Here is a 25,541-nt window from a genome sequence, read left to right on the forward strand (position 1 = left end):
AAGGACCACATGACCTACCCGTACGAGGACTTTCGTGACTACCTGAATTCACTGGACGAGTCGGGCCTGCTCGTGCGGGTCACCGCACCGGTGGACAAGGATACCGAGTTGGTGCCGCTGGTCCGCCTACAGTTCCGCGGACTGCCGGAGGAGAAGCGCCGGGCCTTCCTCTTCGAGAATGTGACCGATAGCCGGGGCAGGCGGTTCGACGGCGGAGTGGCGATCGCCACCTTCGCAGCGTCGCGTCGCGTCTACGCCCATGCACTCGGTGCCGATCTGGACCGGCTCGGTGAGGTCTGGCAGCGGGCGCTGTCCGAGCCGATCGAGCCCGAGATCGTCGAGACCGGGCCGTGCAAGGAGCGGATTCTGCTCGGGGATGAGATCGTGTCCTCGGGTGGGGTCGACGCGTTTCCCCATCCCATCTCGACGCCCGGCTTCGACAACGCGCCATTCCTGACCTCGCCGTACTGGGTCACCAAGGACCCGGAGACCGGCGAGTACAACGTCGGAACCTACCGCGGCATGATCAAGGGGCCGGGTGTGGTGGGCCTGCAGATGGACACCCCGAGTCAGCACATCGCCATCCACCTTCGCAAGGCGCGGAAGCTGGGGAAACCGCTCGAGGTCGCGGTGGTACTCGGCGCCGTCCCGGCGGTCGGCCTCGCCAGCGTGCAGAAAGTGCCGTTCGGGGTCAGCGAGTACGCGGTCGCGGGCGGGCTGATGGGCCGCCCACTGGAGGTCGTACGCTGCGAGACAGTGGACCTGGAGGTTCCGGCCACGGCGGAGATCATCCTGGAGGGCCGGATCGACCCGACGCACCTGGAGCCGGAGGGCCCGTTCGGTGAGGCCAGCGGTTACATGGGCCCGCGCACGTTGTCGCCGGTGCTGGAGCTGACCGCGATCACGCATCGCGAGCGGCCAGTGGTGCAGGCGTTCATCAGCGAGTTTCCGCCCAGTGAGTCCACGCTGATGCGCAAGATCGGGTTCGAGAACGTCTATCGGCGGTTCTTGCAGCAGTCCTGCAACATCTCCTCGGTCGTCGACGTGACCTTCTACGAGATGGCAACCTGCAACATGTTCTTCGTCATCCGCATGAAGGACCCGTCACCGGGCCAGGCGTGGCAGGCGCTGTACGCCGCCTCGGGGTACGAGCCGTCGATGGGTAAGTACATCGTGGCGGTGGACGACGATGTCGATCCGTCCGATCTCGGGTCGGTGGTGTGGGCACTGAGTTTCCGCACGCAGCCCGCGCATGACGTGAAGGTTCTCGGGGACAAGTTGCCCCGGCTCGACCCGTCGATGCCACTGCCGCTCGGTGCGGATCCGGTGGCGAGCGGTTCGGCCATGCTCATCGACGCGACCCGGTCGCACCCGTACCCGCCGACGTCACTGCCCGCTGAACCGTACATGGACGCCGCAGTGCGGCGCTGGAACGACCTCGGCCTCGGACCACTCGATCTCGCCGCCCCCGTCCACGGCTATGAACTAGGAGATTGGACGGAGGAGAACCGCGAAGAGGCGGCATTGGCCGTACTGGGCCGCTATCTGGAGACCGGTGCGAAGTTGCACGGCGCGTGAGTCCGCGCGGGGGCCGGGCGTGAGCGCGGCCCCCGCGCGGACTGTTCACGCTGGCGTCATCGTGAACCGGCGCAGCCGAAGCGCGGGGTTGGTGTCGCGGACCGCGACGACTGCCGCCGGGTCGAGGTCTGCGGTGATGAGCCCCTCATGCTGTCCGGCGTGGGCAAGCACCCGGCCCACTGGGTCCACGATCATGCTGGCGCCGACCCCGACCGGCGGTGTGTGGTCGGCGGCAACCAAGTAGCAGGTGTTCTCGATCGCCCGGGCCCGGCACAGGGTGGTCCAGTGATCTTCCTTGAGCGGTCCCGCCACCCACTCGGCGGGGACGGCGAGCAGATCGGCACCCGCATCGACCAGCCGCCGGCTGATTTCCGGGAAGCGCAGGTCGTAGCAGGTCTGCAGACCCACGGTGAGGTCTCCCAGCCCGATGGTCCCTGGCGCGCCGATATCGCCGGGACGCATCCAATCGGATTCGCGCGCGCCGTAGGCGTCGTAGAGGTGGATCTTGCGGTAGACCACTAGTGGGGACCGGCCATCCGTCGCGACCAGGGTGTTGGCGACGCGTCGGTCCGCAGGGTCGGTCGCTGCCTCGACCATGCCTGCCATGAGCAGCAGATCGTGTTCGGCGGCCAGCGCGCGGATCGCCCGGACAAATGGGCCATCGAGCGGTTGGGCTCCGGCCAGAAACGCCTCGTCGAGCACCGGTGCGAACCACGAACTGTATTCGGGCAACACCAGCGCCCGCGCGCCGGCGGCTGCCGCCTCCCTGGCGAACCGCGCGATGCGATCCAGATTCGCGTCCGGATCGGTGGTCGGCGCGAACTGGGCGGCCGCGACGCGGACAGCGCGCTCAGGCTGGGTCATGGGAGTGCTCCTGACGATCGTGACGGCGACGTTGACGAATACAGCATGACATAGATGAAGTATCTAAACACTTGACTTAGCTTAGATATTTTGGTTGCCTGTTCTTGCTGAATATTGATCTCGGGCGGGCAGGACCTGCTCATTGGAATGAGGAGGGACGGGCGATGACCCGGTCTGGCAAGGACTACATCTCGGGCCTGAAGGACGGGCGTCGGGTGTTCATCGACGGCGAGTACGTCTCCGACGTCGCCGCGCACCCGGCTTTCGCCGGTGCCGTCGCGTCGATAGCGAACGTTTACGACAACGCCAACGCGCCCGCGAACCGCGAGGTCATGACGTACCCGTCGCCTACCACCGGCGATCCGGTGAATCTGTCGTTCCTGATTCCGCGCAGCGAGGACGACCTGCGGCGCAGGCGCACCGCGTTGCGTCTCTCGGCCGAGACAACCGCGGGACTGATGGGCCGGGGTCCCGAGCACGTGGCAGGGTTCCTCGCCGGCTGGGCCGGGCGGGCGGACGTCTTCGCCGAGGGTGGGGATCGGTTCGCCGCGAACATCACGGCGTTCTACGAGCACGTGCGTGACAACGACCTCTACTGCAGTTACGCAATCGTGCCGCCGCAAATCGACCGCAGCAAGCCCGCTCACCAGCAGGCTGATCCGCACCTCTATGCCGGTGTCAAAGAAGAGCGCGAGGATGGCATTGTGCTGGCCGGCGCGCAGATGCTCGGCACCGGTGCGGCGATCTCGGACTACCTGATCCTCTCCTGCATCGTGCCGTTGCGGGAGGGAGACGAAAACTACGCGATTTCGGTTGCCATCCCGCTCGGCGCGCAGGGGCTGAAAGTCTACTCGCGGCGCAGCTACGCCGAAGGTGCTACCAGCGTCTTCGATTACCCGCTGGCCAGCCAGTTCGACGAGACCGATGCGCTGATCGTGCTCGACGACGTCTTCGTGCCCTGGGAGCGGGTCTTCGTCTTCCGCAACCGCGATGTCCTTTCCGGTTCCTGGAACCGCACTCCCGCGCACCTGCTGGGCAACAACCAGGCACAGATCCGCTTCTCGGTGAAGCTCGACCTGCTCACCGGGCTGGCGCAACGCGTCGCGGCGATGAATGGCTCGGACACGTTCCCGCCCGTCCGCGGCACGCTCGGCCAGTTGGCCGCGCACGCGGCCATGGTCAGCGGGCTGGTCGCGGCGCAGGAGCAGGAGTGCGAGATCGATGAGCATGGCGTGGCCTGGCCCGCCCGCACGCCCAACTTCGCCATCCAGACCCTGCAGTCGGAGTTCTACCCGAAGTTGCTGCAGATGGTCCGCGAGCTGTGCGGCGGCGGTGTCATCCAGCTGCCGTCCGACATCCGCGACTACGACAACCCAGAGGCCGCGGCCGACCTGGAGCGTTACGTCCAGTCACCGGGCTGGAGCAGTGTTGAGCGGGTCAAACTGCTCAAGTTGGTCTGGGATCTGGTCGGCTCGGAATTCGCGGGCCGGCACGAGCAGTACGAGATGTTCTACGCCGGGGCCCCGTTCCTCGTCCGCACACGGATGGCGCAGGTCTACGATTTCGCCGCTGCGGAGGCATTGGTGGACCGGGTGATGAGTACCTACGACCGGTCCGGCCGGATCGCATCGGACGGATCGGCGGCCTGATGGCAGGATTGCGAATCGGGGTACCGGACCTCGTCTCCCCGTCCTATTTCCCCGCGATCGCCGCGGTCGAACTGGGCCTGCTGGCCGACGAGGGGGTCGAAGGCACGATCGAGCTGGTCTTCCCTGTCACCGATGCGGCTACGTCGCTGCGCGACGGCCGCTTGGACCTGCTGGCCGGGGCCGCGCATGCCCCGCTCTACGCGTTCCCCGGCTGGCGGAACGCCCGGCTGGTCGCCGCGATCTCCCGCAACACGTACTGGTTCCTCGTGGTGCGGTCGGATCTCGGCGTCGCGCGTGGCGACCTGAAGGCACTACTCGACCTGCGGATCGGTGCTGCTCCCGGAGTCGACGAGGGACTGCGGCAGTTGCTCGTCCGCTCCGGTGTGGACCTGGCCGGGCAGGGCCTGCGGATCGGACCGATACCGGGGGTCGCGCCGGGGACGATATCGTTCGGCGTTGCGGCCGCCGAGGCGCTGGCCGACGGCCGGGTGGACGCCTTCTGGGCCAACGGGATGGGCGCAGAGGTCGCGGAGTCGACCGGGACCGGAACAGTGGTCGTCGACGCTCGCCGCGACGGAGGCCTCGGCTCGAGACTCACTTTCCCCGCGATCTCCGCCACTCAGGACCTGATCGCCCGGGACCCGGCGGCGGTCGCCGCAGTCGTGCGCGCACTCGGCCGGGCCCAGCAGGTCCTTGCCGATGACCCGGAGCGGGCCACCGAGGTCGGCCGTCGGCTCTTCCCGCCGCGCGAGGCCGGGCTGATCGCCGAACTCGTCCGTCGGGACGCGCCGTGGTACGGGACGGAGATTTCCCCCGAGGCGGTCGCCGGCCTCAACGCTTTCGGCCGGCACGCCGGCCTGCTGGAGCATGACGTCGCGTTCGATGACGTCGTGGTCACCGATTTCTTCTCGTCCGGAACATCCCGGTGAGGCCCGACCCGACAGGAGCCGTCATGTCCGCACCACTTGTCCTCGCGATCGCGGGAACGGACGAGACGCTCGTCTTGACCGACTTCGACCTGGTTGTCGCCGGATATACCGGGCGCGACGAGGCAGCGGTGCGCGAACACATCGACGAACTCGCCGCGATCGGAGTGCCCGAGCCGGACTCGGTGCCCGCTTTCTACCCGCTCGACCGCTCGCTGGCCGTCGTCGCCGACGAGATCACCGTGACCGGGGCCGGGACTTCCGGTGAGGTGGAACCGTTGCTGGTCCGGACCGGGGGCCGGCTCTATCTCGGCGTCGCGTCCGATCACACGGACCGCGAGCTGGAGCGGACGAGCGTCGCCGGCTCGAAGGCCGCCTGCCCCAAGCCGCTCGGCCCGACGGTGCTGCCGCTGCCCGCCGACCTCGACTGGGATTCCGTCGCAGTGCGGTCCAGCGTCGACGGCCGGCCCTACCAGGACGGGTACTTGCGAGCGCTGCGCATCCCGACGGAGGTGCTCGCCCTGTACCTCGCGGCGGGAGATGACGGCCGCGACGTGGTCCTGCTCGGCGGGACTGTTCCGGTGATCGGTGGGGATTTCGTCATGGGTGCCTCCTGGGAGATGACTCTGCGGCCCGCCGGCGGTCCGGCACTCGAACTGAATTATCGCGTCGCCGTCGTCGATGTCGGCACTGCCGAAGGAGCAAAAGCATGACCAAGCCCGAGATCGAGTTCACTCCGGTCGAGAAGACGGACTTCACCCTGTGCAGCGGGCACGTGCCCGGACTGACCGAGCGGATCCTCGCGACCGACCCGGAATCCGGGACCGCGACTCGGATCCTGCGGTTCGCACCCAATACCGACACCACTCCGAACGGCGTGCAGGTCCACGACTTCTGGGAGGAGGTCTACATCCTGGAGGGCGAGATGACGGATCTCCGGCTCGGCCAGATCTTTTCCGCCGGCCAGTACGCGTGCCGGCCGCCGGGCATGGCGCACGGGCCCTGGACGAGCGGTCCCCAGGGCTGCCTCACCTTCGAGGTCCGCTACCGGTGATTCCGCTTGCCGGGCCTCGCATCGCCGCGGACGCATTGTTCGAGCTGTGCGATGCGCGGCTGTGCAACGTGTCGGCGCGGTCGATTTCAGCGAAGATCGGCATCCCAGCACCGATAACCCTGGCCGGCGGCCGCCCGAGCGAAACCGGCGAATGCGATGGCGAGAGCGAGCCGTCGCCCAATTCCGGGACAGGTCCCGAAGTGCTATGCCACGACCGACAGCTGGGAATGACTCGTTTTGCCCAAGGCTGGCCAGAGCGTTCGTGAAACCTCGATGTCGAGCGGATGTGGTGCACGAAAGTGCCTGTCCTGCAAGGCATAGTGGACGGCCCCAGGCTCGGTGTCCGTCCGGGCGACGGCGCCTCGCGGGTGCAGACTGTCGCATCGGTCTTCAGGTCGGAATATCCGCGGGCGCGGCGGGATTCGCGTGCCGGATGGATATCGGGTGGGAGCCCGAAGGGCTCTTCTCACAAGCTCCGATCCCGCTGTCGCCGACCCGTATCCGACCGTTGTGGTGCGCCGGCATCGAACCGTCGGCCGGGCGCGGTAACCGGGCAAATTCCGGGGCGAATCGGGTAGACGTCGCGTTGCCCGACCGGGACCGTGTCCGGTTCCACGATCGAACGAATCCGACTGGCCGAGCTGATCTGCACCCAGGGATGGGACCGCTGGCGTGCGGGCGGTGAGTCGGCCGCCAGAATTATCGGGAAGCCCGATAAGGGGGTGGTGCTGTTGTGCCCTCTGACCTGGATTTCAACGGGTCGCTGGGTATCGTGGGAAGCGCGATCGCCTGGCCCTGGATGCTCGTGTGGGCAGTCCCGAGGCCGAGCGCCCAGCGCATCCTGTCCGCCTGGGCAAGGTGGCCGACGTGGGGCAGTCGTTCACCGGTGACGTCGGCTCCGCTTACCGCCCCGAGCAGGTCGGAGCCGACCCACTAAGCTCGGCAGTCATGCACGGTACAGGTCGGCGCCGCAAACTCGGTGTGATGGGCGGTACGTTCGACCCCATCCACCACGGTCACCTGGTCGCCGCCAGCGAGGTCGCGAACCGCTTCGACCTGGACGAAGTGATCTTCGTCCCGACCGGCCAGCCATGGCAGAAGGCGGATAAGCAGGTCAGTCCGGCCGAGGATCGATATTTGATGACCGTGATCGCGACCGCGTCCAACCCGCGGTTCTCGGTCAGTCGTGCCGACATCGACCGTGGCAAGGTCACCTACACGGTCGATACCTTGCGAGAGATACAAACGCAGTGTCCCGATGCCGAGCTGTACTTCATCACCGGTGCGGACGCGCTGGCCAGTATTTTGACATGGCAGGATTGGGCGGAACTGTTCGAACTGGCGAAGTTCGTCGGGGTGAGCCGTCCGGGCTATGAACTCAATACCGATCATCTCGAGGAGCATCTACGGGATCTTCCCGCCGATGCCGTGACCATGATCGAGATCCCGGCATTGGCGATCTCGTCGAGCGAATGCCGTCGCCGCGCCGCCGAGAACCGGCCGGTGTGGTACCTGGTCCCGGACGGCGTAGTGCAATACATATCGAAGCGGCACCTGTATGTGCCCGGAGCAGCGGAAGGTAGCTGAGCGTGAGCGAGCGCAGCGAGGTGCGGGGATGAGTGCGTCGAGCGAGTCGGTCGAGATGGCGCAGGTCGCGGCGCGGGCGGCAGACGAGAAGTTGGCCTCCGATGTGGTGGTGCTCGATGTGTCGGAGCAGTTGGTGATCACCGATTGCTTCGTGATCGCGTCCGCGCCCAACGAGCGCCAGGTGAACGCGATCGTCGACAACGTCGAGGAGAAGCTCGGTGCTGCCGGGCATAAGCCGGTTCGACGCGAGGGCACCCGCGAAGGCCGCTGGGCGCTGCTGGACTACGTCGATATCGTGGTGCACATTCAGCACAATGATGAGCGCAATTTCTACGCGCTGGAGCGCTTGTGGAAAGACTGCCCGGTCGTGCCGGTCGAGGGGATCACCGGCGCCTCGCCGGAGCCACACGCGGGTGCGGCGGTCGAGGACCATACCCGGTGAGCGAACGAATCGTCACAGCGTCATGGTTCGGCGTGCGACCGGTCATCGGCGAGGCGAGACAGTGAACAAATATGCCGGCGTGCGCACCTTGATCCTGTTGCGCCACGGGCAAACCGAATGGAACGCCGCCGACCGCATGCAAGGGCAGATCGACACCGATCTCACCGAGCTGGGCCGCAGGCAGGCCAAAGAGGCGGCCCGCGAACTGGTCTCGCGCAACGCGATCGCGATCGTTTCCTCGGACCTGCGCCGAGCCTTCGACACCGCGTCCGCGCTGGCCGACCATACCGGGCTGTCCGTCGTCCCAGACGCTCGACTGCGGGAGACCAACCTCGGTGACTGGGAGGGCTTGACCCACCTCGAAGTCGATGCCGACTACCCGGGTGCGCGCGTCGCGTGGCGGCTCGACGCGAAATACACTCCGCCGAATGGCGAGAGCAAACTCGAGGTCGGTGCGCGATCGCTGCCGGTCGTGCGGGAATTGCTTGTCCAGCGGCAGGACTGGCCCGGCCGGACTATTATCCTGGTGGCGCACGGCGGGCTGATCGCTTCCCTCACGGCTGCGCTGCTCGATCTGCCGCCACAGAACTGGCCGATCCTCGGAGGACTGGCCAACACCAGCTGGGTGCAGCTCAGCAGTCACGGCCCGAGTATCGAACAGCCCGGCTGGCGTCTGGATGTGTGGAACGCAGCGGCGAAGGTAGCACCCGATGTCCTCTGAAGAACCGATTCGATCGGTCCCGGATGAATTGTTCCGGAAGGTGTCGGCCAAGGCCGAACGGCACCTCCCCGACGCGTTGTTCGGCGGCCCGCCGCCGCCCCGGCGGGAGCCCGAGGTCCGGCCCGAGGTGAAATCAACTAGTGCGACTGGGGACTCGGGTGCGGCGGACCGATCGCCCAGCTCGGAATCCGACGGGACGCACGCGGAGCGTGACGCAGTAATCGGGCAGACTGCTGCGCAGTCTGCCGAAGGCGTCGGTTCCGACGGTACCGACCAGGACGTGGCCGTAGCGGAGTCGGCGGTTCGTGTCGACGATGCTGGTGTCGTGGGACACGACGCCGGCGCGCCTGCCGATGCGGCCGACGACGAAACCGCTGCCGCCGCCGAGTCGGTCGTCGCGGAAGCCGGTGCACAGCATGCCGTGACCGGCTCGCCGGACGAGTCGTCCACGGCGATCGATTCCGCTACTCCGGCAACCGATTCCACCGGGATCGTAGGCACCGAGGTCGGCTCGCCCACCGCGGCCCAGTCGAGCGATGCGGACATCGCCAGCGCAGCGCAGGCCGCCGCGGACGCCGAGCCGGCTGTCGACGTGGTTGCCGCCACTGGTGTGAATGTCGACGTCGACGTGAGTGTCGTCGCAGCCACGGATGAAGTCGCAGGCACGGATGAAGTCCCGGCCGTGGATGTCGTCGCAGCCACGGATGTCATCGCAGACGCGGAGACTGTCGTCGACGCGATTATCCCAGAAGCCGAGGCCGTCGCGGCTCGGTCCGCCGCTCCCGCGGCGGAATCGATGGTCGCGGACAAGCCCACCGAGGTACGGGAATCCCCGCGCCCGGTGCTCCTGGTGATCGCCGACTCGCTCGCCTATTTCGGCCCTCAGGGTGGGTTGCCCGCCGATGACCCGCGAATCTGGCCGAACCTGGTTGCCGCCGAACTGGATTGGGACGTCGAACTGGTCGCCCGGATCGGCTGGACCTGCCGTGACGCCTACTGGGCGTTGATCGGTGATCCGCGGGTGTGGGCCGCGGTGCCGCGCGCGGGCGCGGTGGTCTTCGCGGTCGGCGGGATGGACACGCTGCCCTCGCCGCTGCCGACTGCCCTGCGCGAGCTGATTCGTTACGTGCGTCCACCCGCGCTGCGTCGCATCGTTCGCGCCACCTATAACTGGTTGCAGCCGAAACTCGCGAAACTCGGTCGTCCCGTGGCGCTTCCGCCGAAGGTGAGTGTCGATTACCTGGAGCAGTCGCGCACCGCGGTGACGCAATTGCGGCCCGACCTGCCGTTTGTAGCGGCGCTTCCCTCGGTGCACAACTGCGATGCCTATGGCCGCGTGCACTCCGGACGCGATCGTGCCGTCAAGGCGATGCGGGCTTGGTCGGGGCGCACCTCGGTGCCGCTGGTCGATCTGGGTGAAGCGGTGCGCGACAACATCTTCTCGGGTGCGGCGAACCCGGACGGCATCCACTGGGGCTGGGACGGGCACACCGCTGTCGCCAACGCGATGGTGAAGACCTTGCAGGAGGTTCGGTAGTCCGTGGGCGTTGTGGTCGTCACCGATTCGTCGGCCAGCCTCCCTGCCGAACATCTCGATGAGCTGAAAGTCGCCGTCGCTCCGCTGCACGTCCTGGTCGGTGACCGAACGATCAGGGAGGGTGTCGATCCGGTCGACATCGACTACGCCGCGGATACCGTGACCACCTCGGCGGCATCGCCGGGCGAGCTACGCGCGGTATATGAGCAGGCGCTGGCACGCAGCCGCGGCGACGGTGTCGTCGCGGTGCATCTGTCCCGGCAGTTGTCGGGAACCTGGGAGGCCGGACGGCAGGCCGTGCGCGACATGGAAGCCGCCGACCGGGTGCGTCTGGTCGACTCGCTGGGTGCCGGGCTCGGGACCGGGCTGCCGGTTCTGGCCGCCGCGCGGCGGGCTCGAGCCGGTGCGTCGCTGGCCGAGGTCTATGACACGGCGGTGGCCGCTTCCACCCGCGCCCGATCGTTCATCCTGGTCAACCGTACCGAGCAGTTGCGCCGCGGCGGCAGACTGTCGTCGTCGGCGGCCTTCTTCGGTACGGAACTGGTCACCAAGCCGCTCCTGCAGATGGTCGAGGGGCGGCTGGAACTCCGCGAGAAGGTGCGTACCCGCTCCAAGGCGTACGCGAAACTCGTCGCGGCGGCGGTCGACGCGGCAGGGGAGGACGGCGCCTCGGTTGCCGTGCAACACCTCGGCGCCGAGGAGGCGGCACACACCGTCGCCACACAGCTGCGTGAACTCATCCCGGCCGTCCGGGAACTCTTCGTCGCGGAATTCGGTCCGACGCTGGCGGTACACCTCGGGCTCGGCGCGGTCGGCGTCCTCGTTCTGCCCGGCGCCTGCGTCTGATCCGAGCCGAACTGTCTCATCGAGGACCCGTGCGTGGCCGCGATGGTCGCCGCCCGGCATGCCCTGTACCGGGTGCACGCGACGGCGGCTACCGCACTCGATCCCTGATTCGATGGCATGTGTCGAGACGCTGGTTGTCGACGGGTTACAGCCGCTGGTGCGCCGACTTGTTCTTCGACGCGTTCGACCCGGCCGACCAACAGGACGTACAAGGCGATGGCGATCACCGTCACGACTGTCATGTAGCGGAACCCAGGTTCGAAACTCTCGTCGGTGACGAGGTAGCCGATGACCATGGGTGTCGCGACCGACGACAGGTTGCCGATGAAGTCGAACATCCCACCGGTCAACCCGATCAGGGCGTTTCGGCGCGAGTGCCGACACCAGGGACCAGGTGATCGACGCCAATCCGTTGCCGAAGAACGCGATCGAATGAAACGTGATCACCAGCGCGGTGGAGTCGACGAAGTTCGCACCCATCATCGCTGTCGTCAACAGCAGCCCGACGGTGATGGGTCTTTTTCGGGCAACGCCGAGGGAGAATCCGCGACGCAACAAGCATGCAGGCAAACGCCCGTGCCGGAGCGTCGATGGACGTGGACGACAACGAACTCGGCATTCACTGTGTCGCCGCACCGGTCCGTGACGCCGCACGCGCCATCGTCGGTGCCATCAGTGTCTCGGCCACGACGCCTTATATGCCACCCGAATGTATGCGCGGTCTGATCCCGGTTGTCCGGCGGACGCCGCGCGCCTTTCGGCCGCTCTCGGCCACCGCGAGGCCTGAGGCAGCGGGTCCGGCCTGGAGGCGATGACGTGCCGGAGTAGCTCGGGAGGGAGTTGTCCACAGCGTCGCGGTTATCAACAGGTTTATCGAATCCACTGGTCGAACACGGTCTTCCAGGGCACGGCGGGACTACCGTCGCCGCCATGTCACGACAGGACGAACGCGAGCGAGTGCGGCGGCGGCTCGGCACGCTGACCGCCCGGATCGGTACGAGCACAGCGGCCGCCTCGGCCTTGCCGGGTGACGGGGTGGGTGGCGATGCGGGGAGTCGACCGATCAGACCGGGGCGATGGGACCTCGAGCAGTTGCCTGCCGACTCGGGTCCTGCTCCGGCGGTCGATGATGCGGTCGGCGATGTGCGGTCGCCGGACTGGCTGGATGAGCCGATTGCCGGACCGGGCTGGCGGAAACGTCTCGTGCCGGAGAGGTTTCGGGGAGTCCGCCTCGATCCGGGTCGGCGTGGTGTGCGCACGCTGGCGTTGGTCGGGCTGGCCGCGATGATGGTCGCGGCGGTTGTCGCATTCCGTGAGCGTCCGATCGAGCGATCGGTTGCCCCTGTGCCCGCGATCCGGTCGACGTCCCTCGCGCAAGTGCCTACGACGGTTCCTGCGGCGAACTCTGCCGCGGAACCCGGCGCGGCGCTGGTGCACACCGATCCGGCCGTGCCGACCGAGCTGGTCGTCAGCGTTGTCGGCCTGGTCCATCGCACCGGTCTGGTCCGGCTTCCCACCGGATCGCGGGTCGCCGACGCCCTCGCCGCGGCAGGCGGCCCGAGCGACGGCGCTGATACCACCGGCTTGAATCTGGCTCAGCGCCTGTCGGACGGAGACCAAGTGCTGGTCGGCCCAGCCGGATCGAATCAGAGCCCGCCTCAGCTTGGCAGCGCGACGATCGCTGCGGGCGACCGCCCTTCGTCCGGCTCGGCATCGGCGCCCGGCCGCCCCTCGAGCCCCGCGGCCAAGGTCGACCTCAACACCGCTTCCGAATCCGACCTCGATGCCCTACCCGGAGTGGGGCCCGTCACTGCCCGCGCCATCATCGCCTGGCGTACCACCAACGGGCGCTTCACCTCCGTGACACAACTCGGCGAGGTCGACGGCATCGGTCCGGCCCGTCTGGCGCGTCTGCGCGACCTGGTGCGGATATGAGGGCCGACCGCACGGGCACGTCGGATACGTACTCGGGTGAGTTCGACGGGTCCGGTCATGCCGCCGATCGCTCCCGGGCAGTCAGCGACGATCCCAGCGCCGCGCAGGTGCTCGATGCCAGACTGTTGCCCGCGGCCCTGTGCTGCTGGGCCGCAACGATTGTGGCGCTGACAGCAGGCTGGCAGGTCGGGGTGACGCTCGCCGCCGCATTGGCGGTGCTGGCCATAGGCCTGTGGTTGCTGCTGCTGTGGGCGATCGCCCACCGAGATGAACGATGGCGAGTCGTGGCGATCGTAGCGCTGGCAGCCGTGCTGCTCGGCGCGGGTTTCGCGGCCGCCGCGGCCTGGCGGCAGTATCGGGTGGCGACCCATCCGTTGCGGACGGCGTCGGAGCTGTCGCTGCGCGTGGTGGTGTCACCGACCGATGATCCGGAACCGCTGCGCGGCACGGGCATCGGCGGTGGACGGCAGTGGCTGGTCCGGGCGAATCTGCGGGAATATCAGCGCGGTGATGCGCCCGTGCGGGCCGGTGGTGCGGTGGTGATCCTGGCGGCGGGAAAGGAGTGGGCCCAGGTGTCGCCCGGCCGGGCGATCGAGTTCCGGGCTCGGGTGGACCAGCCACGGCGAGCTGACCTCACGGTGGCGACGCTGCGCGCTCAGGGACCGCCGAAAGCCATCGGACGGTTGCCGTGGTGGCAGCGTGTCGCGAGTTCGGTACGCGCCGATTTCGCGGCGGCGGCGGTGCGGGCCCTGCCGGCCGATGCGGCAGGACTGCTGCCCGCGCTGGTCGTCGGTGACACCTCGGCACTGCCCGACTATGTCCGCGAAGACTTCGACATCGCGGGGCTGCAACACCTCTGCGTGGTGAGCGGGGCGAACTTCACCATTTTGCTGTCCATCGTGTTGTTCGCCATGCGGTTGCTCACGGTCGGTCCACGGGCCGCCGCGGCTGCCGCGTCGGCGGCGCTGCTCATGTTCGTGGTCATTGCGCGCCCGGACCCGAGTGTGCTGCGCGCCGGGGCGATGGGTGCGGTGACGGTGTTGGCGTTGATCACCGGTCGTCGGAAGCAAGCGCTGCCCGCGCTGTGCGGCGCCGTTATCGCGCTGCTTGCTTTGTCACCCGGACTAGCGGTCGGCGCGGGCTTCGCGTTGTCGGTGGTGGCGACCGCGGGCCTGATCCTGTTGGCGCCCAGCTGGGCCGACTGGTTGCGGTCGCGGGGGTGGTGGCGTGCGCCCGCCGAGATGGTTGCGGTGTCCGCGGGGGCGTTCGTGGTCACGCTGCCGATCATGGTGGCGCTCACCGGGAAGATAAGCCTGGTCGCGGTGCTCGCGAATGTTCTTGTGGCGCCGGTCATTGCGCCGATCACCGTCATCGGTGCGGGTGGTGCGGTGCTGTCGTGTGCCTGGTCGCCACTCGCCGACCTGGTCTTGCGGTGCGCCACACCACCGACGTGGTGGTTGCTGCGCGTCGCTGAACACGCGGCCGGTCTGCCGGGTGCGTCCGTCACGGTAACAAGTGGTACGGCGGGTGGGCTCATCGCCGGCGTCCTCGTCGCCTTCGCTGTCGCCGCCCTGCGCTCGCGGGTCGTACGCCGTTTCACTGCGGCGGCGGTGCTCGGCATCGCGGCGGTACTGATCCCGGTTCGCATCTGGCATCCCGGTTGGCCGCCGACCGGTTGGATCCTCGCAGCCTGCGACGTGGGTCAAGGTGACGGCCTCGTCCTGGCGGTCGGTCCCGGCGCCGCCGTGGTTATCGACGTCGGGCCTGACCCGCGTCCGATCCGAAGTTGTCTGGATCGTCTGCACGTCTCGCAGGTCCCTTTACTCATCCTCACCCATCCGCACGCGGACCATATCGGCGGTCTCGCCGGCGCCTTGCGCCACCGTGCGGTGGGGGCGATAGCCGTTGGCCTGCACGAACTCGACGGATTGCCACCGGCCTCCTCATCCGCCAACGGTCCCGCGGTCCGTGCGGGTGACTCCGAATGTGCGTCAGGCGTTCCCGCAATACCGGCGGGAATTCAACAGTGGGACACCGACGACCACACGGGTAGTGACCCACGGTCGCTGGTACAGCCAGCCCCGGCGCAATGGCGAGTGGCCGATCCACACGATCATGCGATCGATGACCGGGAGGATCGGCGAGGGCGAGTCACCGATCGGCCAGGAGTCAGGGATGGCCGATCCGATGGTGGGCAGGACCGTACGGCTGACGATGAGAGTGGGTGGGGTCTGGTCAGCGATCGACCGACACGCACCAGCGAGGTGATGTCCGCGGGGTACCAGCGAACGACCGACGGTGACACTTCGGTGCTGGTGCATGGTCGGTGCCCTTCCCTTGGGTCGGGAGCCGGGTCGGGGCTGGACCGAACCGGGGACGATCCGCGTGCGCCGGTGACCGGCTTGGCGCAGGTGGTGGCCGCCGCCCGAAACGCTGGAATTCCACTACTGGAGCTGTCGGCCGGACACGTGTTGAGTTTCGGTGCGGTCGAACTCGAGGTATTGGCGCCTACCAGGAATACACCGCGACCCACTCGCGGAGCCGAAGCGGACGATGCGAACGACCGCTCGGTGGTCGTCACCGCCCGAACCCCGGTCGGTCGCGTCCTGCTCACCGGGGATATCGAAGCGCCGGCCCAGCGCGCGCTGATGCATGCCGGGATTCCCATCCAGGCCGACATCCTCAAACTCCCACACCACGGATCACGCACAACCACAAAAGAATTCCTCACCGCCGTAGGCCCCCGCCTCGTCCTCGTCAGCGTCGGTGCCGATAACACATTCGGTCACCCGAACCCTGCTGTCCTCGCGGATCTGTCCGCCCTCGGCGCCACGGTCGCCCGCACCGACCGGCGCGGCGACATCGCGGTCTTCGGGGACAGAGGAAGCCTGCGCATCGCGAGTTCACGGTGAGTGCGGGTGACTCGGCGGGTCGGAGCCGGATCTCGAAGCGGCTGACTACGCCGGGCAACTCGACGTTTCCGACGGATATCTGCGGCGGCGAGCATTCAACCTGTGCCTGTTAACGTCGGCCGTGGTCCGGGGAAATCTTCTTTGATCAAGAACTCGACCACCATCGCGACACTGAGCATCGGTTTCAGCGTGTCGTCAGCCACACTCACACCGCAGTCGATCAACCTCGACAGCGGAGACACAGTGTGGGCCGCCTACACGACCGCGTTCGGCGCAACGCGAACGCTCGTGGCTGGGGCACCGAATACGTTCATCTACTTCAGCTGACCAAGCACAAAAGAGCCGCCCCGGACTCCTGAACTGCTCCCCAGAAGTCAGGACCACAATTTCGCGGTCCAACTTTCGGGGAGCAGTTCATCCGACAGAGTCCGGGGCGGCTTCTTGGCGTTTCAGGTTCTACCCAGTGCAGTTGACGACCGCGTACGAGTTCGCCGGGCGGGACCGCGCGGCTATCAACCCGGTAGTGCTGCCGGGACATCTATCGATCGTCACATACGGAACACGAGGGCGTCGACGACGTCCGCTCATGCTGCCGGGCAAGCAAAGCGCTGGCGCGACGTTGCGCGGGCACGATCTGCCGGGTGGCCGACGAGTCCAGCGCGGAGGGCTGGAATATATGTGTAACGAGTAGTGAGCAGCACCAACGTCCGGTAATGCCGAGTTGGTGCATTTGCGTTGGGCCGGGGACCAGCACTATTTCAGGTCACTGTCGGCATGGTGAAGTAGCGGGATGGAGAATCCTGCGGGCCTCGATGGGCACTTCGCCGAGCGGGGTCGAGCGAACATGCGGAAACCGATGGACCCGAACAGCCTTACCGAACGTGAATACCTGCGGCAGTTTGCAGCGCGCCCAGGCATGTTCATCGGTTTCACAACTGTTCGTGGCGTGACATGCTTCCTCGACGGTTACGACTACGCCGCGCGCCGGTCTGGCGGGCAAGGACTGGACGGCTTTCGCGACTGGTTGCTCGCCAACCGCCTTCGTCGCGAGAGCAGCTTCGCCTGGTCAGGGGTGATCAAGCAGATCGCACTGCCAGACTGGGACTTTGTCACCGATCTCAATCGCGAGCAGGAAACCCGCATCCTCGAGGTGCTGTTCGACCTGCTCGATGAATTCCTGGCAGAACGTGAAAGCGCGGGCTGAATGTCCGCTCATTCCGCTGGGCGCTGTCCTACCGCTGGACATGGTCGGGAGCGGTTCGAGACACCTGTGTAACGAACTATGAGCGGCACCAACGTCCGGAAATGCCGATGAGAGCGCCCACGACCGCCGTCTGATGCTGAGTTCGTCAAGTCGAAGGCGCTCACAGTGACTCGGCGGTCACAGGGTTCATGCCGGACTAGTACATCTCGAGATCTCGATCGCACCGAACGTCTCGTGGCGGGCGATCGGTCGGCCCTGCCAGGCCCCTGGCTCCGGCGCGTGTGCTCGGTCGGAACGAAACCGGGTAGCCCGCCATTGCGGTCGATGGCATGATCCAGCACGGTGTTTGGAGCAGAACGGACGGTCGGTTGTTGGTAGATCTTGATCTGGACGCGATCGGGCAGTGGGCCACAGAGGTTTCCGCCGCAGCAGATCAGCGCCTGTTTTCCCGCCATATCGATGACTTCGGGCTCAGCGCGGAGAGCATGCGGGACCCGTCCCGGTTACTCGCGAGCAGCGCGAGCGCTTTTGGTGCACTCTGTAACGGGGTCGACTGGCCAAATCGGGCCGGTATCGCCGCCTGCCTGGTTCTCCCTTTGGAAGTGACACAGACGTTGCCTTCGCCGAGGTCTGTGCTCGCCGGAATCGACTTCCTGCGGACGTATCTCGATCGGAACGAACCTCCTGGCCTCTACCTTCTTCCTGCCGGGAGTCTTAGCCAATGGTCGGACCGCGACGAGGACCACCGATATCCATTCGATCCCCGCAGCGTCGTCGACATTCCAGTCGATTCGGCATTCGTCCGGTACTACCGAAGTGACGACGAGATCGCGCACGACGATGTCTACTCTGGGGCGATCTATCTGATCCGATCACCCACGGCGCTGTCGCCGTCGATCGGATAGCGACGTGGCTCACCTCTCGCGGGGCAGCCGCCGGGCGACACGTTGTATTCGGAGAACCACTGATCGCTACTAGCGGTCGGCGCGGGCTTCGCGTTGTCGGTGGTGGCGACCGCGGGCCTGATCCTGTTGGCGCCCAGCTGGGCCGACTGGTTGCGGGCGCGGGGGTGGTGGCGTGCGCCCGCCGAGATGGTGGCGGTGTCCGGCTTCTACAAGCAATGCCCGAGGCCGAGGCTCAGGACGCGCGTACCATCACCGCCTTGCTCACACCGTCGAGGCAATTGCTAAAGATGCTGGTGATCAGATCGGCCAACTCGGACTCGCTGACCGCATCGTATGCCGTGCGGGACGCAGATCGAGCCGGCAGTGGTCAGACGCCGCGCGGGGTCGGGGCGTCCGGGCTGATCAGTCCGGACGCGCGAAGGTCGGCCCAGAACGCCGCCGGAATATCCGCTCGTACGGCAGCGTGGTCCTCGGCGATTCGGCTGGGCCGCGACGCTCCGGGAATGGTGGCGACTGCGACCGGGTGGGCGAGCGAGAACTGTAGGGCGGCTGCTTTCACACTGATGCCGTGCCGGTCGGCGGTCTCCGTGATGCGCCGGACCCGATCGACGATCTCGGCCGATGCCGTCTGGTACTCGAAATGGCATCCGCCCGCGAGCACCCCGGAGTTGTAGGGCCCGCCGACGATCATCTCCAAGCCTTGCGCGGCGGCCATCGGCAGCAGTCGTTCCAAAGCATGTTCGTGATCCAGCAGCGTGTATCGGCCTGCCAGCAGGAACACGTCCGGGCGTGGTTCGTCCAAGGCAATCGTCAGTTCTACTGGTTCGGTGCGGTTGGTCCCGGTGCCCCATGCCTTGATGACACCTTCATCCCGCAGCCGGTCCAGAACGCGGAAAGCTCCGGTGCGTGCGACCTCGAACTGCTGTAACCAGGCGTCGCCATGGAAGTCCTGAGCGATGTCATGCACCGTGACGATGTCCAATCGGTCGACACCCAGTCGCTTCAGACTGTCCTCGATCGACCGCTCCGTGGCATCGGACGTGTAGGTAGTCACCATCTTGTTGGGACGACCGTGTTCGAAAAGCCCGCCCTTCTCACCGAGATCACGAGCATTCGGGCTCTCCACCCCGTCGTAGATGACGCGCCCGACCTTTGTGGACAAGACGAAAGAATCCCTGGGCTTGGTGGACAGCAGCTCGCCGAGCCGCTGCTCCGCCAAACCCGCGCCATAGAACGGGGCGGTGTCGTAATACCGCACGCCCTGTTCCCACGCGGCGTCCAGGGTTGCGGCTGCCTCATCCGCCGGGATCGCGCGATACATGTTGCCCAGCGGGGCCGTGCCGAATCCGAGCGGGCTGGGAAGGAACTCACTGAAACGCATCGGCGCCTCCGTGTGACAGACCCTCTTGACCTGACCTTTCCACTCGTCCTGCTCGAACCAATGTAACTCAGCCGAAAGTGCGGCTGGCCTGATCGGCTGCGACATCCGACCACGCGGGTGATCGATCAGACGTTCGGCGAGGTCGCTTCGCCAACCGTGCCGTGATCCACTACGGCGCGCTGGTCGGGGCACTAACCGAGGTGGCCGGGGCTGTTCCCCTCCGGCTGTTCTTCGAGCGTTTCCACCAGCGCCGAGGCGAGCAGAGCCACCGCCCGATCGTCGTCATCGGCCAGGTGCCGCAGGATGTCGAGCGCGATGGTCCCTGGTAGCTCGGCGAGGGCCTGGGTCAGTCGTCGCCGCACCGCCGAGTCGGCGGTGTGTGCGGCGAGTTCGTCGACCAGCGCACTCAGGATCCGGTCTGCCCATTGCGCATCCCGCGCCAACGTTCCCAGGAGCTCGGCCGCCTCGACATCGTTCGGGCCCTCGACCACCGTGCCGACGAGTGCCGGTACAGCCAGGGGCACGCCTCGCGCACCCAGTGCGAGAGCAGCACGTGTGCGGATTGTCGTGTCCGCGTCCTCGAGCGCGTCCGTGAGCGCCGCGGTTGCCTCGTCGCCAGATAGCTCGGCGAGCGCCAGCACCGCGCGCCGACGGACGTCGACCTCCTCCGAGGTCATGCCTGAGGCCAAACTCGCCACCGCGTCGCCGCCGGCGCGCGCGAGGGCCCACCGCAGTGCCCCGGCAACGTTCGGGTCGGATTCGGTGAGAACTGCCTCGGCCAGCAGCGCGGCGGACACCGGCACGTCCTCGGCCGGGGCGAGGACGGTGCGCAGGCGCCGGTCGGCACTTTGCGAACCGAGTCCGTGCAGCAACTCGACGATGCGCAGGACGTCCGGCCAACCGGAGGGCTCGGCCGCATCGACTGTGCGGAGCCGCTCGAGGAGTTCTCGCTCCCGGTTCAGTCGTTCCTCGGTCTTTCGGATAAGGTGGCCGACCAGTGCGGACGGGGTGAATTCGAGATCGTCGAGTGCGCGTCCGATTTGGCTCAGCGACAGCCCCAGTGACCGCAGCCCCTCCACATGGAAGATCCGCCGGATGTCTTCGGGGGAGTACTCCCGGTAGCCACCCACGGTGCGGCCGGTCGGTCGTACCAGCCCGAGGGAGTCGTAGTGCCTGAGCATCCGCGCGCTGACCCCCGAGCGGCGCGCCACCTCGCCGATCAGCACGCCGTTTCCTCCTCCCGGTCCGGACCGAGCGCGAGGACCCGTCTCGCCTCATCGACGGCGAGGTCGAATCCGGCATCCGGGTCGAACAGGAGTCGCTCTGTGGCGCTCGCATGCGCACGCACCGTTGGGTCGTGACTTGCCCTCGCCGCTCGCAGGACCGGCTCGACCACGGTGCCGAGCGCGACGAGGGCACGGCTCAGACTCAGTTGCACCTCCCGGTCGCCGCGGCCGAATTGCGTAGCGAGCTGCGCGGCCAACTCTGCCTGCTCGCCGTCGGGCACGAGGAGAACGGCAGCGCGCCACGCGCTGCGCGCGACCTGGTCGTCGGCATCATGCAGCAATGACCGGGTGATCGAGGGCCATGCGTTCCTGTCCCCGATCTTGGACAGCGTGTGCAGCGCTTGGCTGCGGGCCTGGGCACGCTCGGAACGGAGTTCCGCGCGCAGTCTCGGAACCGTGATCTCCGTCGGCAGCCGGGTCAGCGCCCACGTGAGCATGTCCCGCACGAAGAAGTCCGGCTCTATCGCGCAGCGTTCTACCAGCACATCGACGAAATCGGGCTCGGGACGCGTGCCGACTGCCAGGGCGGCCGCGAGCCGAGTCGATGAGTTCTGCGCGGCCAAGGCGTCGAGTAGTCGCGTGTTCTGCGGGTTCCTGTGTGTCGCGTTGATGGGTACCACCTCCGACCGCCAGTGAACGCCTTGTCACAGTGACAATGTCAAGTTCGCCAGTGAGCCGCCGCCGACATCGCTGTATTCACGATCGCATCGGTGACCTGGCCCGTCTAACGCAGTTCGCGTAGCGATGATGGAACGTCACCTCCCGGTGCGGGATCTGCCGGGCCATGCTCTGGCAGGAGTCGGCGCGCTGCCTGCACTGTCGCCTGGGCTCGCGGTCAGCGCGGGTTGCGCGATGTCGGTGGTCGCGACCGCTGGCCTGATCCTGTTGGCACCCACCTCGGCCGACTGGCCGCGTGCCAGGGGTGCTGGCCGCGATCGTGCGGTGTCCGCACGGCGTTGGTGGTCACGCTGCCGATCATGGCGGCGCTCACCGGGAAGGTCAGCATGGTGGCGGTGCGGTATTGGTAGACAGCGGTGTTCATAGCACGTTCGCGAATGTCGTTGTGACATCGACGCTGTCGTGCACCTGCTCATTTGGTGGTTTCGTCGGTGGTGCGTCGCAGCACCGACGTGGCGGCCTCGTCCTTCACACCCGCGCCGATGGTGAAGGTCGTGAAATGCCGCGCCATCACCGATATTCATCGAGAAATCCTGGCGAACTGCGGCTTCGGTGCGCGGGATCGCCCCGATAATGCGGCCGAGTCGGCTAACGGTGGAAGCGGTCCGCGAGGCATTGTGCTCGACCGGTCGGCAACATACGATGCAGAACGCCGAACACGGATGTATGCGATTGACGATGTCAGCCGAGTTCGGTTTTTCCGCAGATTTCGACCTCGATGAGGTGCTATGAATTTCCGCCGCGTGGCCGTTGCGGCCGCTGCTGTGTTCGCATCCACTTTTCTCGTCACGGCGGCGCCGGCTTCGGCGGCGAGCGATAAGCCCGGTACCTGCCGGGATATTGCTGTTCCCGTTGCGCTGTCCGACGGTGGGCCACAGGACAATACCGTCGCCGCGACACTTTGTACGCCGAGCGCGTGGGCTCCCGGCGAGCATCGAATCGACGTGCTCGTAGCCGGCGCCACCTACAACCGGACGTATTGGGATTGGCCGCAAGACCCGCAGGCGGATTCGTACGTCGATCTCACCTTGGCAGCCGGTCGAGCAACGTTCAATTTCGACCGGCTCGGCACCGGATCCAGTAGCCGTCCGGCGAGTTCGGCGCTCACGGTATCCAGCGACGCCTATGTGCTGCACCAGTTGATCGGTTGGGTTCGCGGGCAGGGCTATTCGCAGGTGAACGGCGCGGGACATTCGCTGGGCTCGGTCACGCTCACGAACGAGGCGTCTCGCTGGCACGATCTGGACCGACTTGTCGTGACCGGAATAATTCATCTGCCTGCCGTGGGTCTGACTTCGACCGCGTTCTTTGCCAGCCTGTATCCGGCGGCGCTCGATCCCAAGTTTGCCGGAAAGGGCCTCGACCCCGGATATCTCACCACCGTGCCCGATCGGCGTGGCCCCGCCTTCTACGATCCGAAAACCGCCGACTCCACGGTGATCGCCTACGACGAAAGCAACAAGGATCTGGCGACCGTCGGTGAAGTGAGTGAGTCGGCTACCGCGCTGTTGGCGCCGGTGGCACTCAGCTCGGCCCGCTCGATCACTGCGCCGGTCTTGATCGTCATGGGCGCGAACGACGACATCTTCTGCAACTTGGTGGTGAGTTGTCAGACCGCGGATTCGATTGTGGCGAATGAGGCTCCCTATTACAGCGGCGCCGCGGATTTCGATGCTCTCGTCGTGCCGGGTACCGCCCATAACCTGCCACTGCACCCGTCGGCGCCATCGTCCTTCCAGAAGATCAACAATTGGATCGAGACCGGCAGCGCGTAGCCGCGCTGCGGTCCTTTCACGGCTCGTCGACACACAGCGTGTCGACTGCTCGACACGGGCGCTGGGTACTCGGCGAATCGTGTCGGTCGGGGATCGTAGGATCAGGCCGTGAGCGAGCGCTGCGAGCGAACCATCCAGGCAAGGCCCTCGGGCGCGACGACGTCGAGTTTCGGAAAGGCGCCGTCGTGACTGAGCGGCCGGCGCAGCTCCACCTCGTGCTCGGAGAAGAAGAACTGCTGATCGAGCGTGCGTTGGGGGAGGTGACCGCGCGGGTGCGTGCGTCGGCGCCGGACGCTGACGCGGTACCGGTGGACCGACTGCGTGCCGGGGATGCGAGCACCGCCGAGCTGGCTGAACTACTGAGCCCCTCACTGTTTGCCGAGGACCGGGTGATCGTGCTCGAATCGGCGGCCGAGGCGGGCAAAGACGCGGTCGCGGTGATCACCGAGGCCGCACAGGACCCGCCCGACGGGGTGGTGCTGGTTGTCCTGCACTCCGGCGGCGGACGGGCCAAGGCTCTCGTGCCCGCGCTGCAGAAGGCCGGGGCGGTCACCCATGAGTGCGCCAAATTGACCAAGGCCACCGAGCGAGTCGAGTTCGTCCGCGGCGAGTTCCGGCGTGCCGGGGTCCGGGTGTCCGGCGAGGTCGTGCAGGTCGTGTTGGAGACGGTGGGCTCGGAGCTGCGTGAGCTGGCGGCCGCGTGCGCGCAGCTGGCCGCCGACACCGGCGGCAAGGTCGATGTCGCGGCCGTGCGCCGCTACTATTCGGGCAAAGCCGAAGTGTCCGGGTTCGACGTCGCCGAGCTTGCCGTGGCGGGGGATCGCCCTGGCGCGATGGAGGCACTGCGCTGGGCGAACGACCGTGGCGTCCCGCACGTCCTGCTCGCCGACGCACTCGCCGATTCTGTACACACCATCGCGCGGGTCGGCTCGGCCGGCCGTGGTGACCCGTTCGCACTGGCCCAGCAGCTCGGTATGCCGCCGTGGAAAGTGAAAAAGGCCCAGGCCCAAGCCCGCAGCTGGACTCCCGCGACCATCGGTTCGGCCCTCCACGTGGTCGCCGCCCTCAACGCCGACGTCAAAGGAGGTGCCGCCGACGCCGGTTACGCCCTCGAACGTGCCCTCACCCGGATCCTGGACCTACACGGCACAGGCTGATCCGGATCGCAGAAACCACGCCGCGATGGCGGGGTTCGCCTGGGTAACTGTCGGATCGGGTGATGGTCATCCAATCGCGTGGGTTCTGCGGGGCTCGACTATCGTCCGTCTTGCTCGATCCGGCCGGTTGGTCACACGGCTCGGCTCGGTCGAAGCGTCCCGGGTTCGGCGGACCAGTCAGAGCGCGTCGGCGATTCGCTGCGCACCCGCCCCCGTCACCCCTGCGAGCCCGGCCGCGCGCCCGGTCGCGACGAGCAACAGATCGCTCAGCGACCCACGAATCTCCTCCGATCCGGCGCCAGCCGACCAGTCCGTGTCGGTGGCCACCAGTCGCACGCCGCGCAGGCGTGTCCTGGCACCGTAGAACCTGCTCCGCAGGACGTGTTCCAGTGCGGCGACCGCCGGTTCGGTGGGCATCGCCCGCCACCGCCCGAGCGGTCGGGCGATGTCTTGACCGTGAACCATGGTGTCCACCAGCGGATCCAGTGGACTGGTGCCCGGTGCCCGGCGCGCCGACCCTGCATTCTCGCGGAGTTGCGCGATGAGCTGGGCGGGCGGGTGGTGCGCCGCCCAATCGCGTGCCCTCCGCTCGGTCATCCGATTCCAGTTCCCCCGGGCCCGAATCACACCCGCGATCGTCGCCCGGAAGGTGTCCACCACTGTGACGTGGGCCAGCACGTCGTGCACGGTCCAGCCGGGACACAAGGAATCGGCACTCCACTCGTGCTGGTCGAGGCTGTCGAGGAATTTGGCGAGCCCGAGTCGTTCGGAGCGGGTCCACGCCATGATCTCGTTCCGGTCCATTGTCACTCTCCGTCGTCGGCGCTATCACCGATGCAGACGGTTCGCAACGCCCGAACTCATCGGCCGGACCACCGGCGCGGCGGCGACGCGACGCATTAGAGCGGCACCACCGGGCGGCCGGGAACGCGATGGGCCGGGACACGACTCTTACGGCGGTGTGCGACCGCGGCACCGCGCCCAAGACAGCAGCCAGCGATGGTGTAACTCCGGCTCGCACTGGCACACCGGGCCGAGATTATTCGCGCCCTTCGATTGTCAGATCGCCGAAGGCGACGCTGCGGGTCATCGGTCGAGTCGGGA

Annotated in this window: 24 protein-coding genes; 19 read left to right on the forward strand and 5 right to left on the reverse strand. The window is 67.1% G+C overall.

Annotated elements, in window-relative coordinates; translation table 11 throughout:
• The first annotated feature begins 9 nt into the window (after positions 1–9).
• Complete coding sequence (locus tag AB0C34_RS20470) at positions 10–1,578, forward strand: UbiD family decarboxylase (protein WP_357075065.1); 1,569 nt, start codon at positions 10–12, stop codon at positions 1,576–1,578.
• A gap of 45 nt (positions 1,579–1,623) precedes the next feature.
• Here AB0C34_RS20470 and AB0C34_RS20475 read toward each other — a convergent pair whose 3' ends face one another.
• The gene (locus tag AB0C34_RS20475; RefSeq protein ID WP_357075068.1) at positions 1,624–2,442 is read right to left on the reverse strand and encodes a carbon-nitrogen hydrolase family protein; all 819 of its coding nucleotides are present in this window, start codon (positions 2,440–2,442) and stop codon (positions 1,624–1,626) included.
• A gap of 164 nt (positions 2,443–2,606) precedes the next feature.
• Between AB0C34_RS20475 and AB0C34_RS20480 the strand changes: the two genes are divergently transcribed.
• The 16 genes from AB0C34_RS20480 (at position 2,607) to AB0C34_RS20555 (ending at position 18,160) form a co-directional block, all read left to right on the forward strand.
• Positions 2,607–4,091 (forward strand): 4-hydroxyphenylacetate 3-hydroxylase N-terminal domain-containing protein, encoded by a 1,485-nt coding sequence (locus AB0C34_RS20480; RefSeq protein ID WP_357075071.1) that lies wholly within the window; start codon positions 2,607–2,609, stop codon positions 4,089–4,091.
• Positions 4,091–5,020, forward strand: a complete 930-nt coding sequence (locus AB0C34_RS20485; RefSeq protein WP_357075074.1) for an ABC transporter substrate-binding protein — start codon at positions 4,091–4,093, stop codon at positions 5,018–5,020. Before AB0C34_RS20480 ends, AB0C34_RS20485 begins: the two co-directional genes overlap by 1 nt.
• Positions 5,021–5,043: 23 nt before the next feature.
• On the forward strand, positions 5,044–5,730 hold the full coding sequence (locus AB0C34_RS20490) for a DUF2848 family protein (protein ID WP_357075076.1): 687 nt from the start codon (positions 5,044–5,046) through the stop codon (positions 5,728–5,730).
• Positions 5,727–6,071, forward strand: a complete 345-nt coding sequence (locus tag AB0C34_RS20495; protein WP_357075079.1) for a cupin domain-containing protein — start codon at positions 5,727–5,729, stop codon at positions 6,069–6,071. The genes AB0C34_RS20490 and AB0C34_RS20495 overlap by 4 nt, the downstream gene beginning before the upstream one ends.
• On the forward strand, positions 6,068–6,337 hold the full coding sequence (locus AB0C34_RS20500; RefSeq protein WP_357075082.1) for a hypothetical protein: 270 nt from the start codon (positions 6,068–6,070) through the stop codon (positions 6,335–6,337). Before AB0C34_RS20495 ends, AB0C34_RS20500 begins: the two co-directional genes overlap by 4 nt.
• Before the next feature lie 682 nt (positions 6,338–7,019).
• Positions 7,020–7,658, forward strand: coding sequence for a nicotinate-nucleotide adenylyltransferase (nadD, locus tag AB0C34_RS20505; protein ID WP_357075267.1), 639 nt, complete (start codon positions 7,020–7,022; stop codon positions 7,656–7,658).
• Between the two features lie 28 nt (positions 7,659–7,686).
• Positions 7,687–8,100 carry a ribosome silencing factor gene (gene rsfS, locus AB0C34_RS20510; protein WP_357075085.1) on the forward strand — a complete coding sequence of 138 codons (414 nt, stop codon included), beginning with the start codon at positions 7,687–7,689 and terminating at the stop codon, positions 8,098–8,100.
• A 22-nt stretch (positions 8,101–8,122) separates the two neighbouring features.
• Positions 8,123–8,821, forward strand: a complete 699-nt coding sequence (locus AB0C34_RS20515; protein WP_357075088.1) for a histidine phosphatase family protein — start codon at positions 8,123–8,125, stop codon at positions 8,819–8,821.
• Complete coding sequence (gene octT / locus AB0C34_RS20520) at positions 8,811–10,358, forward strand: diglucosylglycerate octanoyltransferase (protein WP_357075090.1); 1,548 nt, start codon at positions 8,811–8,813, stop codon at positions 10,356–10,358. Before AB0C34_RS20515 ends, octT begins: the two co-directional genes overlap by 11 nt.
• Before the next feature lie 3 nt (positions 10,359–10,361).
• Positions 10,362–11,204 (forward strand): DegV family protein, encoded by an 843-nt coding sequence (locus AB0C34_RS20525; RefSeq protein ID WP_357075093.1) that lies wholly within the window; start codon positions 10,362–10,364, stop codon positions 11,202–11,204.
• Positions 11,205–11,794: 590 nt separating this feature from the next.
• Positions 11,795–12,019 carry an IclR family transcriptional regulator C-terminal domain-containing protein gene (locus tag AB0C34_RS20530; RefSeq protein ID WP_357075270.1) on the forward strand — a complete coding sequence of 75 codons (225 nt, stop codon included), beginning with the start codon at positions 11,795–11,797 and terminating at the stop codon, positions 12,017–12,019.
• 115 nt (positions 12,020–12,134) lie between these two features.
• Positions 12,135–13,139, forward strand: coding sequence for a helix-hairpin-helix domain-containing protein (locus tag AB0C34_RS20535; RefSeq protein WP_357075096.1), 1,005 nt, complete (start codon positions 12,135–12,137; stop codon positions 13,137–13,139).
• Entirely contained in the window at positions 13,136–16,051 is a 2,916-nt protein-coding gene (locus tag AB0C34_RS20540; RefSeq protein ID WP_357075099.1) for a ComEC/Rec2 family competence protein, read from the forward strand. Before AB0C34_RS20535 ends, AB0C34_RS20540 begins: the two co-directional genes overlap by 4 nt.
• Before the next feature lie 102 nt (positions 16,052–16,153).
• Positions 16,154–16,378, forward strand: coding sequence for a hypothetical protein (locus tag AB0C34_RS20545; protein WP_357075101.1), 225 nt, complete (start codon positions 16,154–16,156; stop codon positions 16,376–16,378).
• A gap of 529 nt (positions 16,379–16,907) precedes the next feature.
• A complete protein-coding gene (locus AB0C34_RS20550; RefSeq protein WP_357075104.1) occupies positions 16,908–17,255 on the forward strand; it encodes a hypothetical protein in 348 nt (115 codons plus the stop codon).
• Between the two features lie 371 nt (positions 17,256–17,626).
• Positions 17,627–18,160, forward strand: coding sequence for a hypothetical protein (locus AB0C34_RS20555; RefSeq protein WP_357075107.1), 534 nt, complete (start codon positions 17,627–17,629; stop codon positions 18,158–18,160).
• A gap of 367 nt (positions 18,161–18,527) precedes the next feature.
• Here AB0C34_RS20555 and AB0C34_RS20560 read toward each other — a convergent pair whose 3' ends face one another.
• The 3 genes from AB0C34_RS20560 to AB0C34_RS20570 form a co-directional block, all read right to left on the reverse strand.
• A complete protein-coding gene (locus AB0C34_RS20560; RefSeq protein ID WP_357075110.1) occupies positions 18,528–19,541 on the reverse strand; it encodes an aldo/keto reductase in 1,014 nt (337 codons plus the stop codon).
• Between the two features lie 191 nt (positions 19,542–19,732).
• On the reverse strand, positions 19,733–20,767 hold the full coding sequence (locus AB0C34_RS20565) for a MerR family transcriptional regulator (RefSeq protein WP_357075113.1): 1,035 nt from the start codon (positions 20,765–20,767) through the stop codon (positions 19,733–19,735).
• Complete coding sequence (locus tag AB0C34_RS20570) at positions 20,761–21,438, reverse strand: HEAT repeat domain-containing protein (RefSeq protein ID WP_357075273.1); 678 nt, start codon at positions 21,436–21,438, stop codon at positions 20,761–20,763. The genes AB0C34_RS20565 and AB0C34_RS20570 overlap by 7 nt, the downstream gene beginning before the upstream one ends.
• 795 nt (positions 21,439–22,233) lie before the next feature.
• On the opposite strand from AB0C34_RS20570, the gene AB0C34_RS20575 reads away from it, so the two are divergent.
• Together AB0C34_RS20575 and holA are read left to right on the forward strand one after the other, a co-directional pair.
• Entirely contained in the window at positions 22,234–23,280 is a 1,047-nt protein-coding gene (locus AB0C34_RS20575; RefSeq protein ID WP_357075116.1) for an alpha/beta hydrolase, read from the forward strand.
• Positions 23,281–23,465: 185 nt separating this feature from the next.
• A complete protein-coding gene (gene holA / locus AB0C34_RS20580) occupies positions 23,466–24,437 on the forward strand; it encodes a DNA polymerase III subunit delta (RefSeq protein ID WP_357075119.1) in 972 nt (323 codons plus the stop codon).
• Between the two features lie 177 nt (positions 24,438–24,614).
• Here the strand turns inward: holA and AB0C34_RS20585 are convergent, their stop codons facing one another.
• The gene (locus tag AB0C34_RS20585; protein WP_357075122.1) at positions 24,615–25,241 is read right to left on the reverse strand and encodes a maleylpyruvate isomerase family mycothiol-dependent enzyme; all 627 of its coding nucleotides are present in this window, start codon (positions 25,239–25,241) and stop codon (positions 24,615–24,617) included.
• Between the last annotated feature and the right edge of the window lie 300 nt (positions 25,242–25,541).

Source organism: Nocardia sp. NPDC049220 (assembly GCF_040647855.1).
Lineage (GTDB): Bacteria > Actinomycetota > Actinomycetes > Mycobacteriales > Mycobacteriaceae > Nocardia.

Excerpts from the sequence above, each read along its gene's own strand:
- AB0C34_RS20560 (WP_357075110.1), bottom strand. The coding sequence starts at position 19,541 with ATGCGTTTCAGTGAGTTCCTTCCCAGCCCGCTCGGATTCGGCACGGCC.
- AB0C34_RS20480 (WP_357075071.1), top strand. The coding sequence starts at position 2,607 with ATGACCCGGTCTGGCAAGGACTACATCTCGGGCCTGAAGGACGGGCGT.
- nadD (WP_357075267.1), top strand. The coding sequence starts at position 7,020 with ATGCACGGTACAGGTCGGCGCCGCAAACTCGGTGTGATGGGCGGTACG.
- octT (WP_357075090.1), top strand. The coding sequence starts at position 8,811 with ATGTCCTCTGAAGAACCGATTCGATCGGTCCCGGATGAATTGTTCCGG.
- AB0C34_RS20470 (WP_357075065.1), top strand. The coding sequence starts at position 10 with ATGACCTACCCGTACGAGGACTTTCGTGACTACCTGAATTCACTGGAC.
- AB0C34_RS20495 (WP_357075079.1), top strand. The coding sequence starts at position 5,727 with ATGACCAAGCCCGAGATCGAGTTCACTCCGGTCGAGAAGACGGACTTC.
- AB0C34_RS20490 (WP_357075076.1), top strand. The coding sequence starts at position 5,044 with ATGTCCGCACCACTTGTCCTCGCGATCGCGGGAACGGACGAGACGCTC.
- AB0C34_RS20575 (WP_357075116.1), top strand. The coding sequence starts at position 22,234 with ATGAATTTCCGCCGCGTGGCCGTTGCGGCCGCTGCTGTGTTCGCATCC.
- AB0C34_RS20535 (WP_357075096.1), top strand. The coding sequence starts at position 12,135 with ATGTCACGACAGGACGAACGCGAGCGAGTGCGGCGGCGGCTCGGCACG.
- rsfS (WP_357075085.1), top strand. The coding sequence starts at position 7,687 with ATGAGTGCGTCGAGCGAGTCGGTCGAGATGGCGCAGGTCGCGGCGCGG.
- AB0C34_RS20485 (WP_357075074.1), top strand. The coding sequence starts at position 4,091 with ATGGCAGGATTGCGAATCGGGGTACCGGACCTCGTCTCCCCGTCCTAT.
- AB0C34_RS20585 (WP_357075122.1), bottom strand. The coding sequence starts at position 25,241 with ATGGACCGGAACGAGATCATGGCGTGGACCCGCTCCGAACGACTCGGG.
- AB0C34_RS20530 (WP_357075270.1), top strand. The coding sequence starts at position 11,795 with ATGGACGTGGACGACAACGAACTCGGCATTCACTGTGTCGCCGCACCG.
- AB0C34_RS20475 (WP_357075068.1), bottom strand. The coding sequence starts at position 2,442 with ATGACCCAGCCTGAGCGCGCTGTCCGCGTCGCGGCCGCCCAGTTCGCG.
- AB0C34_RS20550 (WP_357075104.1), top strand. The coding sequence starts at position 16,908 with ATGGACCCGAACAGCCTTACCGAACGTGAATACCTGCGGCAGTTTGCA.
- AB0C34_RS20540 (WP_357075099.1), top strand. The coding sequence starts at position 13,136 with ATGAGGGCCGACCGCACGGGCACGTCGGATACGTACTCGGGTGAGTTC.
- AB0C34_RS20515 (WP_357075088.1), top strand. The coding sequence starts at position 8,123 with ATGGTTCGGCGTGCGACCGGTCATCGGCGAGGCGAGACAGTGAACAAA.